Genomic DNA, 17,259 nt, shown 5'->3' on the forward strand with positions numbered 1-17,259 from the left:
AGCCTCCCGGCGGTGCGCCGGAGATCCATCCAGGAGCGCCGGGACGCGCCCGGGACAACTTGCGAGCGGGCTGGGAAAACCGCCGCCGACTTGTAAGTAACAGAACGGTAACGCATACTGGTACGAGCGCCCGGGCCCGAGTCCGGCGCTTTTTGTTGGACAAGCCTCGGAGTTTTACACGTGAAAGTACCTGCCAAGACGTTCATCGTCGGCCTGGTCAGCTCAGTGACATTCGCACTGGGAGCGGCCCCCGCACTGGCAGCGGAACCCGTCGAGGACTTCTCCGCAGCCGCGGTGCAGCCGGCGAGCACCGTCTCGCAAACGCTCGACACCTCCTCCGAGAACACGGCGCTCGCCGGAGCGTCGATCGACTCGGTCCTCCAGCTCGACGACGTCGGAGACGTGCCCCACGGGTACGACGTGGCCGCCGCCATCGAGCTCGCCGAGAGCGAGATCGGCAGCAGCCGCCCCACGGGCTGGAGCCAGCCCGGCGAGTGCATCATGTCGGCCCAGCGCTGGATCCGCGCCGGAGGCGGCGCGTGGACCGGCGGCGGCGATCCGGTCTCCAACTACGACAACGCGACGCGGATGACCCTCGCGGCCGCGGCCCCCGGCGACATCATCCAGTACGAGAACGTCGCCTCCCCCACGTCCTGGGTGACCGGCGTGCACACGGTGCTCATCACCGAGGTGAACAAGGACGGCACCTTCACCATCATTCAGTCGAACAGCCCCGGCGGCTCCGGTCTCGTGACCAAAGAGGAGAACTGGACCCCCGCTCCCCCGGAGGGCTTCCAGGCCGCCGTGTGGCGCTTCTGAGCCCCTCCCCGCAGATCTTCCCGCCCCTGCCGCTCCCACCGAGCGGCAGGGGCGTTCTCGTGCCCGACCCGCGACGCCGCGAGCGCGCGGCGGGGCGGCGCGCTCGACACGGGTGACGGTGTTGACATTCGCCCAGCGAGTCGGCGAGACTTCGGAGATATGCAGCGCGATCCGTCATCGGGACGAACGGCGCTCCGAGATCCGGCGAACACGGGGGTCACGATGAGCATCACCGCAGCAGCACGGGCGTCGCGCACGGGCGGCATCGGCCACGCGCATCCCGCGCGACCCGCCGCGAGCTCGCGGACGAGCCTCACCTTCGGCGTCTTCCTGCTCACGACGCTGCTGAGTGCGCTCCTGCCCGCGCTGCCGCTGCTCATCGCGGGCGCATCGCTCCTCACGGAACTGCGCTCCCGGAAGGGCATGCAGGCGGTCATCTGGATCCTGGCCGGCCTCCTCACCGCGCTCCAGGCGACGATGCTCCTCCCGCCCACCCTCATCGTCGAGACCTCGACGTCGGTCGTGCCGCTGCCGTAGGCCGCGCCGCTGCCGTAGGCCGCGCCGCTGCCGGGCACCGCCGTCGCAGGCACGGTCGTTCGGGCCGCGCCCGCGGCATCAGCCCGAACCCGCGGCTTCAGCCCCGAACCCGCGGCTTCAGCCCGAACCCGCGCGACAGCCGCGCTCCCGCGCAACGGCAGCGCCGGCGCAGCTACAGGCGTTCGCGGTGACGCTCGCGCAGCTCCTCCACGGCGCGCTCGAGCGCGGGATCGTCGCCGCGGGCGAGGGCGGCGTACTGCAGCACGACGCCGTCCGCCGTCGGCACGGCCTTCACCCACATGCGTCGGCGCGGCACGAAGAGCGACCAGATGAGACCGCCGAGCGCCGCGAGCGCAAAGACGAGGATCCAGATCTGCGCGGGGTTCTGCATCACGTCGAAGGAGGCGTAGCGCGGCACGGCGTCGAGCGTGATCGTCCCGAGGCCGTTCGGCAAGTCGACGGTGTCGCCGATCGCGAGCTCGAGCGACTCCGCGTCGACGGCGCGGCCCGTGAGCTGCTCCATGTCGCTCGTGTCGAGCGAGTACACCGACTGCGGCACCCCGCCGTCGATCCCGAGATCGCCCTCGAAGACGTCGAGGGTGAGGAGCGGATTCGTGAGATCCGGGTAGTTGGAGGTGTACGCGCCGGATTCGAGTTCGACCTTCGTCGGGTAGAAGAAGCCGCGCAGGCCGATCTGCACCGGGTCCCCCGCCCCGTCGGTGATGCCGTAGGGCACCTTGACCACGCCGAGGGACGTCATGTTGAGGTTGTCCTGCGGGATGAAGGGCATCGCCTCGCTGTAGACGACCTCGTCGTCCGCGTTGCGGATGGTGATCTGCGGGGCGTAGCCGTTCGCGATGAGGTAGGCCGGCGAACCGTGGATGCGCAGCGGATGGTTCACGCGGATGATGTGCTCGGACTCGCCGCCGTCCTCGATGAGCGTCATGTTCGCGACGTAGTCCTTCACGTGCCCGATGGCGGACACGTTGCCGTCGTCGGGGGTCATGTAGCTGACGTCGAGGGAGTTGAGTCGCAGGCTGTAGGGCTCGAGGCTCGAGGTGTCGAAGGAGCGGCCGGAGTTCACCGTGTCGTAGTCGATGAGCTGGTTCACCATGGTCTCCCCCTCGACGAGCACCTTCTGCCCGTTGAAGGTGAAGACGCCGCCGATGCCGACGCTCACGAGCACGCCGAGCAGCGAGATGTGGAAGATCAGGTTGCCGGTCTCGCGCAGGTAGCCGCGCTCCGCCGAGACGGAGACCTCCGTGACGCCGCGGCGGGTGAGGCGCTGCGTCTCGACGCGGTAGCGGAGCCGTCGCAGCACCGCGGCCGCCTCCTCCACCGCACGCACGGCGAATCCCTCGCGCTCCGCATCGCTCGCCTCGGTGTTGGAGACGCGCACCTCCGTGAAGCCGGCCATGCGCTGCAGCCGGGCCGGGGTCTTCGGCGGGCGGCCGCGCCAGGCCTTCCAGTGGTGGACGATGCGCGGCAGCACGCAGCCGATGAGCGAGATGAATAGCAGCAGGTAGATCGCGGAGAACCAGACCGACCCGTAGACGTCGAAGGCCTGGATGGGGAACGCGTCGAGGATCGGGAAGAGCTTCGGATGGTCCTGCTCGTACTGCACGACGCCGTTCGGGTCCGCGCTGCGCTGCGGCAGCAGCGAGCCGGGGATCGCGGCGACGGCGAGCATGAGCAGCAGGATCAGCGCGACGCGCATGCTCGTGAGCTGCCGCCAGAACCAGCGGAGCCAGCCCTTCACGCCGATCTCCGGCGCTTCGATCCGGGGGGCGCCGCCCGCCCCGGTGCCGTCGTCGTAATCAGAGGGCCGGGACATAGCTGCCGATCACCGCCTGCATCGCGTACATCATCATGCTCCAGAGTCCGGTCACCATGAGGAGACCGATGAGGATCAGCAGCCCGCCGCCGATCAGGTTCACGGCGCGAATATGCCGTTTGAAGAATGTCATGGTCTGCGTCATCCATCCGAAGCCGAAGGCGGCGAGGACGAACGGCAGACCGAGGCCGATGCAGTACGCGACGGCCAGGACGACGGCGCGGCCCACGGACGCCGACTGGGTGCTCAGCGCCAGCACGACGCCGAGCGTCGGCCCCATGCACGGCGCCCAGCCGACGGCGAAGACGATGCCGAGCAGGGGCGCCCCCGCGAGCCCGACGCGGGGCTTCAGGCGCAGTCGGCTCGTGCGCTGGAAGCGGCTGAACGCGCCGAGGAAGACGAGGCCCATGAGGATCACCACGACCCCCATCACCCGGATGATCTGATCCTGCCACTCCCACAGCCAGCGTCCCACGGAGCCCGCGAGCACGTTGATGAGCAGGAAGACGAGGGTGAAGCCCAGCACGAAGAGCAGCGAGCCGAGGAGCATGCGGCGTCGTTCCCTGGCGGCTGCCCGCTTCGGATCGGCTCCGGCGGCGCTGGGCGCGCCGGCGACGCCGGAGACGTAGCCGAGGTAGCCGGGGACGAGCGGCAGCACGCAGGGCGAGAGGAAGGAGAGCAGACCGGCTGCGAGAGCGATCAGCGAGGCGACGAGCAGCTGCCCGTCGGCGACGACGTTGCCGATGTCCACCGCTACTGCTCGGCGGCGTCCGCTGAGGCGGCGTCGGAATCCGCGGCACCGGCATCGGCGACGGCGGACCCTCCCTGCGACTCGGCGAGGGTCTCGGTGATCAGCGTGCGCAACTGCGACTCGCCCGCGAGCTGGCCGAGGACGCGGTGCGCGACGCGCCCCTCCCGGTCGAGCACGAGCGTGGTCGGCACCGCGTTCAGCGGCACCTGCCCGGCGAAGGCGCGCTGCACGGCGCGACCGCCGGCGTTGTCCATGATCGACGGGTACTCGACCGCGAACTCCTTCGAGAACTGCGCGGCCTGGGCGACCTGGTCGCGCGTGTTCACGCCGACGAACCGCACCCCGTCATCGGAGAACTCGTCGTAGGCGGCGACGAGATCCGGGGCCTCGGCGCGGCACGGCGCACAGCCCGCGTACCAGAAGTTGACGACGGTGACGCTGCCGAGGGTGTCGGCCGAGCCGAAGGTCTCCCCCGTCTCGGTCTCTCCCGAGTACTCGACGGGTTCCGTCCGCTCGGCGACGGGGACGCTGAGCGACGAGCCGTCCCCCGACACGTAGCCCTTGTCGCTCGACTCCGCCCACTGCTCCGAGAGGCTCGTGCCCCCGGTGTCGCTGCACGCCGTCAGGGCCAGCAGGGCGGCGAGGGGCGCCGCGAGCGCGATCCCGATCCGTCGCTTCATACCGCCCCCACATCCACGGCGTCGTCCACGAGCCCCGCGGCCGGCGTGCGGTACTCCACCTCGAACCACCGCTCGCCGCGGCGCTCGAAGCTCGTGATGCTCGAGAGCTCGCACCGGCGCTTCGCCGGATTGTGCGCGAGCGGCCTCCCCGCGATGTCGAGATGCGCCATCCAGATCGGCGCCTGGTGCGACACCATCACGATGTCCCCGTCGCGGGCGGAATCCCAGGCGTCGTCCATCGCCTCGCGCATCCGCGCGGCGATCTGGCGGTACGGCTCGCCCCAGCTCGGCCGGAGCGGATTCCAGAGGCGGAACCAGTGTCTGGGCTGCCGGAAGGCCGCCTCCGCCCCGGTGTTCTTGAGTCCCTCGAAGGCGTTCGTGGGCTCGATGATCCGCTCGTCGGTCGCGATCTCGAGATTCAATGCACTCGCGATGGGCCTGGCCGACTGCTGCGCGCGCTCGAGCGGGGAGGCGATGAGCCGCGCGACGATCCGATCGCTGCCGGCGAGCTCGAGCGCCGCGGCCTCGGCCATCGCGTGGCCGCGCTCGGACAGCTGGTAGCCGGGCAGGCGTCCGTAGAGGACCCGCTCGGGATTGTGCACCTCGCCGTGGCGCACCAGATGCAGCAGTTTGTCGCTCACACGCCCCATTCTACGTTCGGCGTCTCTGGGAATCCCGCGGGCGGCATTCCTCCAAATAGTTGCCTGAGGCAATCAAGAAGCGTACCGTCGGAGCATGACCGCCGACGCCCCGGAAACGACGCCGGAGCCGGACGCCGTGCTGCGGCTCCCGACCCCGGACGATCCCCGCGCCGACGCACTGCTCGCGCTCACGCGGCTGATGTCGCGCTGGGCCTCGCTCGACTTCCAGCGCAGCGTCGCCGAGGCCTCCGGCGTCGCGCTCGACTCGACCGCCGTGCGCGCGCTCTACACGCTCGGGATCGAGCCGGAGCCCGCGGGGCCCACGGCGCTCGCCCGGGCTCTCGGTCTCGCGCGGCCCGCGGCGTCGAAGCTCATCGCCCGACTCGCCCGGGCCGGGCTCGTGTCGCGCACGCCGGACCCCGGGGATCGTCGCGCAGCCCGGCTCGTCCTCACGGCCGACGGCCGCGCCGTGTTCGACCGCCTGTTCTCGGCGGGCGTCGACATGCTCGGCGACGCGACCCGCGACTGGGACCCCGCGCTCCTGCGCGAGTTCACCCGGCTCCTCGACGGCTTCGTCGGCGGCCTGCTCGCGGTGGATCCGGCATTCGCGGCAGATCCGGCATCCGCGGCGGATCCGGCATCCGCGGCGGATCCGGCATCCGCGGCGGATCCGGCATCCGCGGCGGATCCGGCATCCGCGGCGGATCCCGCACCCGCGGCGGATCCCGCACCCGCGGCCGACCCGGCGGTTCCCGCCGTTCCCCCCTCCCCCCGTTGAAAGGACCCACCATGTCACGCAGCTACGTCATCACCGGAGCCGGCTCCGGGATCGGCAAGACCACCGCCGCAATCCTCGAGGCCCGCGGCGACACCGTCATCGGCGTCGATCTCCGCGGCGCCGCCGTCGCGGGCGACCTCTCGACGCCCACCGGTCGCGCCGAGGCCGCCGCCGAGGCGACGCGACTCGCCGGGGGCACGGTCGACGCCGTGATCGCCTGCGCGGGCCTCGCGCTGCCGAAACCCCTCACGGCCGCGGTGAACTACTTCGGCATGACCGAGTTCCTCGACGCGATGCGGCCGGCGCTCGCCGGCTCCGCCGCGCCGCGCGTCGCGCTGATTTCCTCCATGGCCTCCATCCAGCCCGTCGCCCCCGCGCTCGTCGACGCGCTGCTCACCGACGACGAGCCCGCGGCTCTGGCGATCGCCGAGCGCCTCGCCGAGGATCCCGCCACCGGCAATCTCATCTACTCCTCCTCCAAGCGCGCGATCTCGCGCTGGGTGCGGCGCGAGGCGCCGTCGGCGGCGTGGGCCGGGGCAGGGATCCCGCTCAACGCGGTCGCCCCCGGCACCGTGGTCACGCCCATGACGGCCGAGCTGCTCGCGACCCCCGACGGGCGCGCGCTCGTCGACGCCTCCGTGCCCATGCCGCTCAACTCGCACCAGGGCCCCGAGAGCATCGCGAACCTGCTGATCTGGCTGACCTCCGTGGAGAACAGTCACTGCTGCGGGCAGACGATCTACTGCGACGGCGGTGCGGACGCCGTGCTGCGCGGCGACGACGTCTGGTCGTGGAACGAGGAGGGGATCCAGGCGCGCTTCGCCGAGATCTTCGCCGGGCTGCAGAACTGAACCGGCGGGCCGGCGGGCCCGCAGCCGCGGGGTCGCCGAGCCCGGCCGCCCCCGTCCCGCAGCGTGCGGCAATCGTCCATCCGCGCGACTCCTCGCATTTCCTCGGCCGTCATCCCCGCGAAATAGCGTGAGCGGAGACCGGCGGAAATCCGCCGGCGGAGAGGAAACCCCGTGAAGATCATCCAGATCACCGACACCCACATCAGCCACCTCGGCGGCACGACGAACGTGAACGCGGAGCGCGCGATCCGCTTCATCAACGCGCTCGAGCCCGACTTCGTGATCCACACCGGCGACGTGACCATCATGGATCCCGACGAGGACCGAGACCGCGCGACCGCGCAGGAGATCCTCGCCGGCATCGCGGCGCCGTGGCGCGCGCTCCCCGGCAATCACGACGTCGGCGAACCGGGCGACAGCCCGTTCGCGGATCGCGCGGTCACGAGCGAGCGCGTCGCCGCCTACCGCGCGCACTTCGGCGACGACCGCTTCGTCGAGCGGGTCGGCGAGTGGGCCGTCGTCGGCTTCAACAGCGAGCTCTTCGGCTCGGGCCTCCCCGAGGAGGCGGAGCAGTGGGCCTGGCTCGAGGGGCTGCCGGAGCTCGTCGGCCCGCACCCGGTGCTGGTCTTCACGCACAAGCCCGTGCGCGCCCCGAGCCCGGAGCTGCAGAACCCGCACGTGGCCGTCGGCGCGGAGTCGCTGCCCCGGCTCGAGGAGCTCCTCGCACGCCTCGACGTCCGCGGCTACGGCAGCGGGCACCTCCACCACTACGCGCTCACGGCCCGCGACGGCGCGCCCGTCGTCTCCGCGCCCGCGACGGCGTTCACGGCAGGGTCGAGCGCCGGCGACGAGGTGACCGGTCCCGGCCTCAAGCAGCTCGGCGTCGTCGAGTACGGCATCGCGGACGGCGTCGTCACCCCGCGCTTCCGCGCCCCGGCCGACCTCGTCGAGGCCGACCTGCTCGAGATCGCCTCGGTGCGGGAGGCGCTCGCGGCCATGGGCTTCGACCTCGCGCAGATCGGCGTCGAGGCCTGACGCCGCACCTGGCCGACGGCACAGAGCCGGAGCGACCGGAACGGCCTCCGCCCCGACGATCGTCGGGGCGGAGGCCGTTCCGGTGCCGCGGCGGCGCCGCCGACTACTTCAGACCGGAGCGCACGAAGGCGTCGACCACGTAGCGCTGCAGGAAGACGTAGATGAGGAAGATGGGCAGGCAGGCGAGCGCCGAGGCCGCCATGACCGCGCCCCAGTTGTTGCCCTCCGCCCCGAGGAAGCTGCGGACGCCGACCTGGATGATGTCGTTCGACTTCTGCATGATGAGCGAGGGCCACAGGTACTCGTTCCACGCGTTGATGAAGAGCATGATCGCGAGCGCGGCGAGGGCCGGCTTGAGGTTGGGCACGACGATCTCCCACAGCGAGCGCCAGGGGCCCCGTCCGTCCATGTCGGCGGCGTCGAGCAGCTCCTTCGGGAAGGAGTCGAGGTGCTGCTTGAGCAGCATCACCGCGAACGCCGCCGCGAGCTGCGGCACGATGACGCCCGCGACGTTGTTCAGCAGCCCCGCCTGCGAGATCAGCACGTAGTTGGGGATCATCGTGACCTGGAAGGGCACGAGCCAGGAGCCGATGAAGAGGAGGTACAGGGTCTTCTGCCCCAGGAACCGCCAGCGCGCGAAGCCGTAGGAGGCGAGGATCGCCACGAGCAGCTGCCCCGCCGCGATGGCGAGCGCCATCCCGAAGGTGTTGAGCAGCATCCGCAGGATCGGGATCGTCTCCCAGACGTACTGGAAGTTCTCGAGGCTGAACGGACCGGGCGCGAGACTCGTGGAGAGCGACTGATCCGCCGGGCGGAACGCCGTGACGAACATCCAGTAGATCGGGAAGATCGCGATGACCGCGAGCACCGTCAGGATGACGAACGCCGGGATGAGACCGAGGCGCCCGCGCGTGCGGGAGGCCGCGAGCGCGCGTTGCGCCTGCGCGATCCGCTCCGGGGAGCTCGGGACCGCCTGCTGCTGCGGGGCGACGAGGGTGAAAGCCATGTGCTGGATCCTTACTGCCGTGCGGCGCGGTCAGTTGTCGTGGAAGCTCAGGCGCTCGGTGAGCTCGACGAAGAGGAGCGCCACGAGGCCGAATGCGATGAAGAAGAGCACGCCGGCCGCAGCCGAGATGCCGGCGTCGAAGCTGCGGAAGCCGAACTCGTAGAGCAGGTAGTAGATGTTCGTCGAGGAGCCGCTCGGCCCGCCCTGGGTGATGAGGTCGATGACCGGGAAGGTCCACTGGGCCGAGAGCAGGATCGTCATGAGCGCGAGGAACACGAGCGAGGGCGAGAGCAGCGGGATGGTGATGCGCCAGAGGATCTGGCGCCGCTTCGCGCCGTCGACGCCGGCCGCGTGCTCGTAATCGGGGTTGATGCCCGCGAGCCCCGCGGAGACGACGAGCACCCCGAAGCCGAGCAGCTGCCAGCCGACGATGACCATGACCGCGATCATCGATCCTCCCGGCTCCCGGAAGACGTTGCCCATCTCGAATCCGAGCGTGCGTGCGATCGCGGGGATCGTGCCGCCCTCTTCCGCGAACATCCAGCGCCAGATCGCGCTCGTCGCGACGGGCGTCACGAGGTACGGCACGAAGATGAGCGCCTGGTAGACGGTCTTCGCCCGGCCGGAGACGCGCTTCGAGAGCAGGGCGAAGGCGACCGGGAGCGCGACGGACAGGATGAGGAAGGCCCCGATGTACAGCAGCGTGTTCCAGAGCGCCTGGTGCAGCTCGGGCAGCGCCAGCACCTCGGCGTAGTTGCCCATGCCGACGGGGGTCTTCGGCTGGGTCGGGATGAGGTTCCAGTCGTAGAAGGAGAGCTCGAAGGTCTGCGCGAGCGGCAGGTACGTCCAGAGGATCAGCATCGCCGTGGCCGGGAGGATGTAGAGGTACGGCGCGACGGAGAAGCGGGGCCGCGGCGCGCGGCGGCGCGCGCGCCTGCGATCCCCGGCCGGCCAGGGGGCGGTGGGCCCGGGAGCGGTGGACCCGGCGTCCGCCGGTGCGGCGTTCGCGGGCGCGGGATCTGCGGGGCCCGCGGGATCGGCGGGGCCCGCGGGATCGGCGTCGGCGGCTGCCCGGGACGGGGCTTGCTGGGGGAGAACCTCGGTGAACAAGCGTGGGTCCGTTCTGCTCGGGGTCCGGGGCCCGGCGTCCGCCGGGCCCCGGCATCGGGTCAGGCGAGGGCGGGCTCGGCGGTGGCGCTGAGCGCGGCGTTGGCCTCCTCGAGCGAGAGCTGCGCGAAGGCGGCCATCTGCTCGGCGGTGACCTCGTAGACGGTCGAGAACTCGCCGATCGGGACGACGGTGTGCATGACCCGGTCGTCGTAGACGTGCACGAGGTTGAAGCCCTGCGCGCCGTTCTGCCCGCGCATCCCGCCCGCCTTGACGTTGAGATCCTGGGTGTAGCAGGTCGCGGAGGCCACCGACACGGGCACGCCGCCGATCTCGCTGAAGGTGTTGAAGTGCAGGTGCCCGCCGAGCACCGCCCGCACATCGGTGCCGCGGATCGCCTCGGCGAAGCGGGACTGCTCCCGCAGCTCGACGAACTCGATGGGCTCGAGCAGGGACGGCACCGGCGGGTGATGGAGCGCGATGATGCTGCCGTGCGGCGCCGGGGTCGCGAGTACGTCGGCGAGCCACGCGTACTGCTCGTCCGTGATCTCGCCGTGGTGCGAGCCCGGGACGGTGGAGTCGAGCGCGATGATGCGCAGACCGTTGATCTCCGTGACGTAGTCCACGCTCTCCTCCCCCGCATCGGAGTCGAGGAGCTGCGAGCGGAAGGGCGTGCGGGTGTCGTGGTTGCCCATGACCCAGATCACCTCGGCGCCGATCGCGGCGGCCGCCGGTTCGACGAGCGCGCGCAGCCGGTCGTAGGCGTCGGCGTCGCCCGTGTCGGCGAGGTCGCCCGTGAAGACGATCGCCTCGGGCCGCGCCTGCGTCTCGGCGAAGTCGCGGAAGAGCTTCTTGAGGTTCGCGTCGCTGTCGACGGAGCCGTGCAGCAGCTCGGTGCCGCCGACGAAATGGGTGTCGCTGAGGTGGAGGATGAAGTGCTCGACGGGCGGGTGCTGCGATGCCGACATGAGAGGAGTCCTTTCGGTGTGCGGTGGGGGTCTGGAGTGAGCGGGTGGACGGGTGCGCTGAGGAGGCGGGCGCCGCGGCTCAGCCGACGAGGCGATCGCGGAGCCGCGCGAGCGCGGCCGCGTCGAAGCCGTGGGCGAGGAGCATCCGCTCGGCGCCGCCGTGCAGCTCCTCGATGAGGTCGAGCGCCTCGGCGATGAGCGCGGCGGGGCTCGACGCGACGAGCTCCCGCACGCTCTCCGGGGCCACGCCGTGCTGAGCGGTGAAGCTCGCGAGCATCGCCTCGGCCCACTCCCCCGCGAGATGCGTCTCGCTCGCGACGTAGTCGGCGACGATCTGCTCGCGGGGCACTCCCACGACGCTCAGCGTGGTGGCGATGACCATACCGGTGCGGTCCTTGCCCGCGGTGCAGTTCACGAGCACGCCGCCCTCGGGCGCGTCGGCGATGCGCCGCACGGCTCCCGTGAGCGCGACCACGCGGTCCGTCGCGATGCTGCGGTAGATCTCCGCGAGCGACGGCGCCGCGCCGATCTGCGGGATCGCGGCGCCCGCGAAGATCGGGTGATGCACCGTTTCCACGAGCGCCGGAGGCACGGCGCTCGGGGCGCGGCCGAGTTCCGCGTCGTCGCGCAGATCCACGATGCGCACGATCCCCTGCGCGGCGAGCTCGCGTGCGCCGTCGGCGTCGACGCGGTGCAGGGCGTCCGAGCGGAAGAGGCTCCCGGGGCGGATCGCGCCGGAGACCGCGGGGTAGCCTGCCGCGCTGCGGAGGTTGTAGGTTCCGGCGATCGGGATCCGTGCGCCGGCCCGAGCGCTCGAGGCGAGCGATTCCATGGTGTGTTCCTTACTGTTCGGTGCGGGAGATGGTGCCGAGCGGGCCAGGGCTCACTCGATGAGGGCCTGGGCTCGCTCGGCGGCGTCGCGCATCGTCTCCTCGGCGGGCTCGCCGTAGAAGACCACGTTCTCGATGGCCTCTGCGAGGAGCTCGTCGACCTGGGCGTAGCTGTTGCCCGGGTAGGAGACCCAGGGCTCCAGCCGGTCGAGCTGGTCGAGGTTCGGCTGGGCGAGGGGGTTGGCCGCGAGCCAGTCCGCGAGCGCGCCGCCCTCCTCGGTGAGCGAGGGGCGCAGCGGCAGGTAGCCGATCTGGCTGGTGATGAGCTCGTAGGCGCGATCGCTCGTCATGAACTCGATGAACTCCCAGCTCGCCCGCTGCTCGGCGGGATCCTCGCTGAGCACGAAGAGCGCGGAGCCCGAGTTCGTCGGCACGGCCTCCGCGTCGCCGAATCCGGGCATCGCGGCCGCGTCCAGCGTCCAGCCGCCGGCCTCGGCGCCCTGCAGCAGCATCCCCTGCACCGCCGAGGTGGTGAGGACCATCGCGACGTCGCCCTTGGCGAGCCCTTCCATCTGGGCGGCCGCGTCCACGTTGCGCAGCACCCCGTCCTCCGTCATCCGCGCGAAGCGCTCGACCGTGTCGACGGCCTGCTCGGAGCCGAACTCGATGGTGCTGCGGTCGTCCGAGAGCACCTGGGCGCCGTTCGAGCGGAACAGTCCCTGCATGCACCAGTTGCCGCCGGTGACGACGCAGTTCACGTCGAGGGAGGGCTTGCCCGTCGCGGCCGTCACCTGCTGCGCGATCGCCTCGACGGAATCCCAGGTGCTGAAGTCGGGATCCTCGATCCCCGCCGCCGCGAGCGCATCGGCGTTGAAGAAGAGCACGGGCGTGGAGAAGACGTACGGCATGCCGATGGTCTTGCCGTCCCAGTCGGCGAGGACGCGCGCGTTCGGGTGCATCGGATGCTCGCCGCCGAAGGCCGCCTCGAGCTCCTCGGCGCTCACGATGTCGGACAGGGGCTTCGCGCCGAGCTGGGTGGCCGCGAATTCGAGTGAGTCGAAGGTGAGCTGGGCGACGTCGGGCGGGTCGCCGGCGAGCAGCTGGGTCTGCACGCTGCTCGTGTAGCTGCTGTTCGCGGCGCTCGTGCCCTGCGGCGCCTGGCCCGTCACCGAGATGTTCGGGTGCGCCGCCTCGAACTCGGCGATGAGCTGCTGCACCGTGTCGGTCCAGGCTCCGGCCTGGGAGAGGTTGTAGCTCTCGAAGACGATCTCGACCCGCTGATCGTCGCCGAGTTCGGGCGCGATCGCGGCGGCGGTCTCGCTCGCGGCGGCGCCGGGGGTGCAGGAGGCGAGGGTGAGCGCGGCCAGGGCGGCCAGGGAAGCGGCGGCGGCGAGGCGTCTCGTGCGCATGCGGGTGATCCTTTCGGGATGCGGGCGGGGTTCGGGTGCAGGCGGGGTTCGGGATGCTGGCGGCGGTCGGGACGACGGCGGGGCGGGTGCGGTCGGGATCAGGCGGGCTGCGGCGCCGCGGCGCGTCCGGGATCGGATTCCGCGGCGGCGAGCGCGTCGTCCTCGACCCACTCGAGACGGCGCCCGCTCGCGCGGTCGAAGAGATGCACGCGCTCGGCCGGGGCGGCGAGCACGACGAGCTCGCCGACCGTCCACCGCGTCGCGCGGTCGCAGGACACCGTGACGCGGTGCTCCCCGATCGTGCAGTGCACCAGCTGCTCGCGGCCGAGGTTCTCGACGAGCGCCACCGCGCCCCGCAGGGCGATGCCGGCCGTCGGCACCGCCTCGGGAGCCCCGCCGGCGTGGATGCTCAGGTGCTCCGGCCGCACCCCCGCCACGACCTCGCGGTCGGGCGTCGCGCCCGCCCACAGCACGGCCTCGAGCCCGGGGGCGAAGACCGACACCCGGCCGTCCGTGGTGGTGAGCGTCGCCTCCATGAGGTTCATCGCGGGCGAGCCGAGGAAGCCGGCGGCGAAGACCGAGCTCGGCGCGTCGTAGAGCTCCTCGGGCGTGCCGTACTGCTCGAGCCTGCCGGCGTTGAGCAGCGCGATCTTCGTCGCCATCGTCATGGCCTCCACCTGATCGTGGGTGACGTAGACGAAGGTGGCCCCGAGCTTGCGGTGCAGCGCGGCGAGCTCCTGACGGGTGGCGGTGCGCAGCTTCGCGTCGAGGTTCGAGAGCGGCTCGTCCATGAGGAAGGCCCGCGGCTCGCGCACGAGGGCGCGCGCCACGGCGACGCGCTGGCGCTGGCCGCCGGAGAGCTCCTTCGGCTTGCGATCGAGCAGGTGCGCGATCTCGACGGACTCGGCAGCCGCTCGGACGCGCTCGGCGATCTCGGCCTTCGGCGTCTTCTGGACCTTCAGCGGGAAGGCGAGGTTCTTCTCCACGCTCAGGTGCGGGTAGAGCGCGTAGCTCTGGAAGACCATGGCGAGGTCGCGCTTGCGGGCCGGGAGACCCGTGATGTCGGTCTCGCCGATCCTGATCGAACCGTCCGTCGGCTCGAGCAGGCCGGCGATCATGCGCAGCAGCGTCGTCTTCCCGCACCCGGAGGGCCCGAGCAGCACCAGGAAATCGCCGTCCGCGACATCGAGCGAGATGCGATCGACGGCGGTGACGTCGCCGAACGCGCGGGTGATCTGATCGAGTACGAGCCGGGCCACCGGATACCTCCCAGGTAATTGCGTTTCCTCGTCTCCTGCGTTCAAGAAACGATCTGCCTCCAGCGTGGGCCGCCGAGATGAACCGCAGGAGACGGCCCGAGGAACGGCGGGAGCCGGGTGCGCGAACACCTCGTTCACCGTCCCGGCCCGGATGACGACGGACGGGCGCCGCCGCCCGAGGGCGGCGACGCCCGTCGGGGGCATCGCTCGACGGCGCTCAGGGCACGAGCGCCTGGGCCCGTTCCTGGGCGGCCGGCATCGTCTCGGAGGCCGGCTTGCCGTAGAAGATCGACTCCTCCGCGGCGCCGACGTAGAGGTCGGTGATCTGCGCGTAGCTGTTGCCCGGGAAGGAGCGCGCGGGCTCCATCCGGTCGAGCTGATCGAGGTTCGGCTGCACCATGGGGATGGACGCGGCCCAGTCGTGCAGCACGCCGCCCTCCTCCGTCAGCGCGGGTCGCAGCGGGAGGTAGCCGATCTGGCTCGTGATGAGCTCGAAGGCGCGGTCGCTCGTGAGGAAGGAGATGAGCTCCCAGGCGGCGCGCTGCTTCGCCGGGTCCTCGCTGAAGACGTAGAGCGCCGATCCCGAGTTCACGGGGACCGACTCCCCCGCGCCGTCGAAGGCGGGCAGGCCGACCGCGTCGAGCTCCCAGCCGCCGGCGTCCGAGGCCTGGATCAGCGCGCCCTGCAGCGCCGCGCTCTGGAGCAGGAAGGCGACGTCGCCCTTGGCGAGCCCCTCGTTGTGCGCCTGGGCGTCGGCGTTGCGCAGCACGCCGGACTCGTACATCTCGGCGAAGCGGTCGACCGCGCCCACGGCTGCGTCCGAGCCGTACTCGATCGTCTGCCGATCCTCCGAGATGACGTCTCCGCCGTTGGAGAGGATGAGCGCCTGCAGGCACCACTCGCCGCTCGGGTAGAAGCAGGCGACGTCGACCGAGGGCTTGCCGGTCATCGCCGAGACCCGGGCCCCGGCCTCCTCGACCGCGTCCCACGTCGACAGGTCGGCGTCGGCCGGCACCCCGGCCTCCTCGAGCATCGTGCGGTTCACGAACAGCATCGGCGTGGAGAAGACGTAGGGCATCGCGACGGTCTGCCCCTCCCAGTCGCCGAGCACCTTGGCCTTCGGGTGGTAGGGGTGCTCGCCCCCGAAGTGCTCCTCGACCGCCTCGTCGCCGACGATCTCGTTGAGCGGCTTGGCGCCGAGCTGGTTCACCGCGAAGTCGAGCTGGCCGAAGCCGAGCTGCGCGACGTCGGGCGGGTCGCCCGCGAGCAGCTGGGTCTGCACGCTCGAGACGATGTCGTCGACTGCGCCGCCCTGGGGCGGCTGCGCGGTGACGGTGATGTTGGGGTGCTCCTCCTCGAACTCGGCGAGCAGCTGCTCGACGGTGTCGGTCCAGGGGCCGGCCTGGGTGAGGTTGTAGGACTCGAAGACGATCTCGACCTGCTCGTCGTCCGCGAGCTCCGGCACGACCCCCTCGGGGGAGGAGCCGGTCGCGGTGGCGGCCTGCGTGCAGGCGACCAGGGGCAGGCCGGCGATCGCGGTGATCGCGGCGGTGGCTATCAGGCGGCGCATGCGCATGTGAGGGATGGTCCTTTCACGGTCGTGAGCGGCGCGGTGTCGGTCTCCGACTCCGCGAAACGGCGTTTCCTGGATCCGGTGATCCGGGGAACCGCTCGTACTCAGCGTGGGCGACGCGGGTGAACCGCCGGGGGCCGCGCGGCGAACGGAGGGGACCGCCTTCGCGAACACCCGGTTCCCCTGCGCACGGCCGCTCCGCGGCGTCTCAGGCGCGGTCGGGCTGCGCGACCATCATGCGCACCTCGTCGTAGACCTCTGCCCGCGCGGCGATGGCGGTCGGCAGCGTGCCGAGCGCCGCGGCGTGCAGCGCGGAGAGCAGGAGCATCTGGACGATGTTGCCCGTGACCGTGCTGTCGTTCCAGCGGTGGAAATCCGCGCCCGCGACGAGGGGGTAGTCGGAGAGCTCCGCGAGCTCCGACTTGCCGTAGCTCGTGATGGCGACGACGACGGCGCCGGCCTCCTTCGCGAGCACCGCGGAGCGCAGCGTGAAGTTGTTCATGCCGCTGTCGCTGACGGCGAGGCAGACGTCGCCGGGCTTCAGCAGCTTCGCCGAGATGTGCTGCGAAATGATGTCCACGGGGCTCTCGCAGACCTTCCCGCTCGTGAGGAAGTGCAGCCCGACGGACTGCGCGGCGGCGAGCGAGGCGCCGTTGCCGACCACGAGGAGGCGGCCGCACTCCCTGATCCGGCCCGCCGCGGCGTCGAATGCCGCGAGGTCGAGGGCGCCGAGCGCGCCGCGGATCCCCTCGATCGCGCGGCTGAAGACGCCCTCGAGCGGGTGCTCGAATGCGGCGGGGACGGGGCCGTCCTGTGGCATCGCCTGGTCGCGGATCAGCAGTTCGCGCAAGCGCTGGAATCCCCCGAAGCCCATCCGCTGGCAGGCCCGGACGACCGTCGCGGGCGAGACGCCCGCGCGGGCCGCGAGCTCGGCGACGGATGCCGCCGCCACGAAGCGGGGATCGTCGATGCAGGCCTGCGCGACGCGGCGCTCGCTGGGCACGAGCGAGGGGACGAGGGACTGCAGCATCGCGCGCGTGCCGCCGAGCGGCGGGGAGATCGTCGAGGTCATGCCTTCGATGCTCACACCGTCAGGTGGCCGGGAGGTTACGGCCGCGCGGAGGGTGCGAGCGGCGGGTGCGGGCGGAGCCCCGCGCGACGGCTAGACTGTGCGGGTGACT

17 protein-coding genes and 1 pseudogene are annotated in these 17,259 nt (G+C 71.4%); 5 read left to right on the forward strand and 13 right to left on the reverse strand.

Features of this window, described 5'->3' with window-relative positions; genetic code table 11:
• Nucleotides 1–225: 225 nt before the first annotated feature.
• Together MUN78_RS13205 and MUN78_RS13210 are read left to right on the forward strand one after the other, a co-directional pair.
• Nucleotides 226–819, forward strand: a complete 594-nt coding sequence (locus MUN78_RS13205; protein WP_244690566.1) for a lipase — start codon at nt 226–228, stop codon at nt 817–819.
• Between the two features lie 222 nt (nt 820–1,041).
• A complete protein-coding gene (locus MUN78_RS13210; protein WP_244727011.1) occupies nt 1,042–1,356 on the forward strand; it encodes a hypothetical protein in 315 nt (104 codons plus the stop codon).
• 172 nt (nt 1,357–1,528) lie between these two features.
• Here the strand turns inward: MUN78_RS13210 and resB are convergent, their stop codons facing one another.
• From resB to MUN78_RS13230, 4 genes are read right to left on the reverse strand one after another with little or no spacing between them, the layout of a single operon-like run.
• Nucleotides 1,529–3,190 carry a cytochrome c biogenesis protein ResB gene (gene resB / locus MUN78_RS13215; protein ID WP_244727013.1) on the reverse strand — a complete coding sequence of 554 codons (1,662 nt, stop codon included), beginning with the start codon at nt 3,188–3,190 and terminating at the stop codon, nt 1,529–1,531.
• Nucleotides 3,174–3,941 carry a cytochrome c biogenesis CcdA family protein gene (locus MUN78_RS13220; protein ID WP_244690572.1) on the reverse strand — a complete coding sequence of 256 codons (768 nt, stop codon included), beginning with the start codon at nt 3,939–3,941 and terminating at the stop codon, nt 3,174–3,176. Before MUN78_RS13220 ends, resB begins: the two co-directional genes overlap by 17 nt.
• A 2-nt stretch (nt 3,942–3,943) precedes the next feature.
• Nucleotides 3,944–4,621: a TlpA family protein disulfide reductase gene (locus tag MUN78_RS13225; RefSeq protein WP_244727015.1), complete on the reverse strand. Its 678-nt coding sequence runs from the start codon at nt 4,619–4,621 to the stop codon at nt 3,944–3,946.
• Nucleotides 4,618–5,262, reverse strand: coding sequence for a histidine phosphatase family protein (locus MUN78_RS13230; RefSeq protein ID WP_244690576.1), 645 nt, complete (start codon nt 5,260–5,262; stop codon nt 4,618–4,620). Before MUN78_RS13230 ends, MUN78_RS13225 begins: the two co-directional genes overlap by 4 nt.
• Nucleotides 5,263–5,356: 94 nt before the next feature.
• Here MUN78_RS13230 and MUN78_RS13235 point away from each other — a divergent pair, with 94 nt between their 5' ends.
• The 3 genes from MUN78_RS13235 (at nt 5,357) to MUN78_RS13245 (ending at nt 7,926) form a co-directional block, all read left to right on the forward strand.
• Nucleotides 5,357–6,040 carry a MarR family winged helix-turn-helix transcriptional regulator gene (locus MUN78_RS13235; RefSeq protein ID WP_244727017.1) on the forward strand — a complete coding sequence of 228 codons (684 nt, stop codon included), beginning with the start codon at nt 5,357–5,359 and terminating at the stop codon, nt 6,038–6,040.
• Nucleotides 6,041–6,051: 11 nt separating this feature from the next.
• Nucleotides 6,052–6,891, forward strand: coding sequence for an SDR family oxidoreductase (locus MUN78_RS13240; protein ID WP_244727019.1), 840 nt, complete (start codon nt 6,052–6,054; stop codon nt 6,889–6,891).
• 171 nt (nt 6,892–7,062) lie between these two features.
• A complete protein-coding gene (locus tag MUN78_RS13245) occupies nt 7,063–7,926 on the forward strand; it encodes a metallophosphoesterase family protein (RefSeq protein WP_244727021.1) in 864 nt (287 codons plus the stop codon).
• A gap of 103 nt (nt 7,927–8,029) precedes the next feature.
• Here the strand turns inward: MUN78_RS13245 and MUN78_RS13250 are convergent, their stop codons facing one another.
• The 9 genes and pseudogenes from MUN78_RS13250 to MUN78_RS13285 all read right to left on the reverse strand — a co-directional run bounded on the left by MUN78_RS13250 (nt 8,030) and on the right by MUN78_RS13285 (nt 17,150).
• Complete coding sequence (locus MUN78_RS13250) at nt 8,030–8,932, reverse strand: carbohydrate ABC transporter permease (RefSeq protein ID WP_244727022.1); 903 nt, start codon at nt 8,930–8,932, stop codon at nt 8,030–8,032.
• Between the two features lie 30 nt (nt 8,933–8,962).
• Nucleotides 8,963–10,042, reverse strand: coding sequence for a carbohydrate ABC transporter permease (locus MUN78_RS13255; protein WP_244727024.1), 1,080 nt, complete (start codon nt 10,040–10,042; stop codon nt 8,963–8,965).
• Between the two features lie 59 nt (nt 10,043–10,101).
• Nucleotides 10,102–11,007 carry a metallophosphoesterase gene (locus tag MUN78_RS13260; protein WP_244727026.1) on the reverse strand — a complete coding sequence of 302 codons (906 nt, stop codon included), beginning with the start codon at nt 11,005–11,007 and terminating at the stop codon, nt 10,102–10,104.
• 79 nt (nt 11,008–11,086) lie between these two features.
• A complete protein-coding gene (locus MUN78_RS13265) occupies nt 11,087–11,839 on the reverse strand; it encodes a tyrosine-protein phosphatase (protein WP_244727028.1) in 753 nt (250 codons plus the stop codon).
• 51 nt (nt 11,840–11,890) lie between these two features.
• On the reverse strand, nt 11,891–13,246 hold the full coding sequence (locus tag MUN78_RS13270) for an extracellular solute-binding protein (RefSeq protein WP_244727030.1): 1,356 nt from the start codon (nt 13,244–13,246) through the stop codon (nt 11,891–11,893).
• Between the two features lie 98 nt (nt 13,247–13,344).
• On the reverse strand, nt 13,345–14,037 hold the full coding sequence (locus MUN78_RS16825) for an ABC transporter ATP-binding protein (protein ID WP_429952331.1): 693 nt from the start codon (nt 14,035–14,037) through the stop codon (nt 13,345–13,347).
• 45 nt (nt 14,038–14,082) lie between these two features.
• A pseudogene (locus tag MUN78_RS16830) lies at nt 14,083–14,406 on the reverse strand (ABC transporter ATP-binding protein); the annotation flags it as partial.
• Between the two features lie 316 nt (nt 14,407–14,722).
• Nucleotides 14,723–16,081, reverse strand: coding sequence for an extracellular solute-binding protein (locus tag MUN78_RS13280; protein ID WP_244690593.1), 1,359 nt, complete (start codon nt 16,079–16,081; stop codon nt 14,723–14,725).
• A 205-nt stretch (nt 16,082–16,286) separates the two neighbouring features.
• Nucleotides 16,287–17,150 (reverse strand): MurR/RpiR family transcriptional regulator, encoded by an 864-nt coding sequence (locus MUN78_RS13285; protein ID WP_244727034.1) that lies wholly within the window; start codon nt 17,148–17,150, stop codon nt 16,287–16,289.
• Nucleotides 17,151–17,259 lie beyond the last annotated feature (109 nt).

The sequence above is a fragment of the Leucobacter allii genome, from assembly GCF_022919155.1.
GTDB classification, from domain to species: Bacteria; Actinomycetota; Actinomycetes; order Actinomycetales; family Microbacteriaceae; genus Leucobacter; species Leucobacter allii.

Coding starts and splice junctions, on each gene's coding strand:
- MUN78_RS16825 (WP_429952331.1), bottom strand. CDS start 14,037: ATGGACGAGCCGCTCTCGAACCTCGACGCGAAGCTGCGCACCGCCACC.
- MUN78_RS13235 (WP_244727017.1), top strand. CDS start 5,357: ATGACCGCCGACGCCCCGGAAACGACGCCGGAGCCGGACGCCGTGCTG.
- resB (WP_244727013.1), bottom strand. CDS start 3,190: ATGTCCCGGCCCTCTGATTACGACGACGGCACCGGGGCGGGCGGCGCC.
- MUN78_RS13210 (WP_244727011.1), top strand. CDS start 1,042: ATGAGCATCACCGCAGCAGCACGGGCGTCGCGCACGGGCGGCATCGGC.
- MUN78_RS13285 (WP_244727034.1), bottom strand. CDS start 17,150: ATGACCTCGACGATCTCCCCGCCGCTCGGCGGCACGCGCGCGATGCTG.
- MUN78_RS13265 (WP_244727028.1), bottom strand. CDS start 11,839: ATGGAATCGCTCGCCTCGAGCGCTCGGGCCGGCGCACGGATCCCGATC.
- MUN78_RS13225 (WP_244727015.1), bottom strand. CDS start 4,621: ATGAAGCGACGGATCGGGATCGCGCTCGCGGCGCCCCTCGCCGCCCTG.
- MUN78_RS13250 (WP_244727022.1), bottom strand. CDS start 8,932: ATGGCTTTCACCCTCGTCGCCCCGCAGCAGCAGGCGGTCCCGAGCTCC.
- MUN78_RS13240 (WP_244727019.1), top strand. CDS start 6,052: ATGTCACGCAGCTACGTCATCACCGGAGCCGGCTCCGGGATCGGCAAG.
- MUN78_RS13260 (WP_244727026.1), bottom strand. CDS start 11,007: ATGTCGGCATCGCAGCACCCGCCCGTCGAGCACTTCATCCTCCACCTC.
- MUN78_RS13270 (WP_244727030.1), bottom strand. CDS start 13,246: ATGCGCACGAGACGCCTCGCCGCCGCCGCTTCCCTGGCCGCCCTGGCC.
- MUN78_RS13280 (WP_244690593.1), bottom strand. CDS start 16,081: ATGCGCATGCGCCGCCTGATAGCCACCGCCGCGATCACCGCGATCGCC.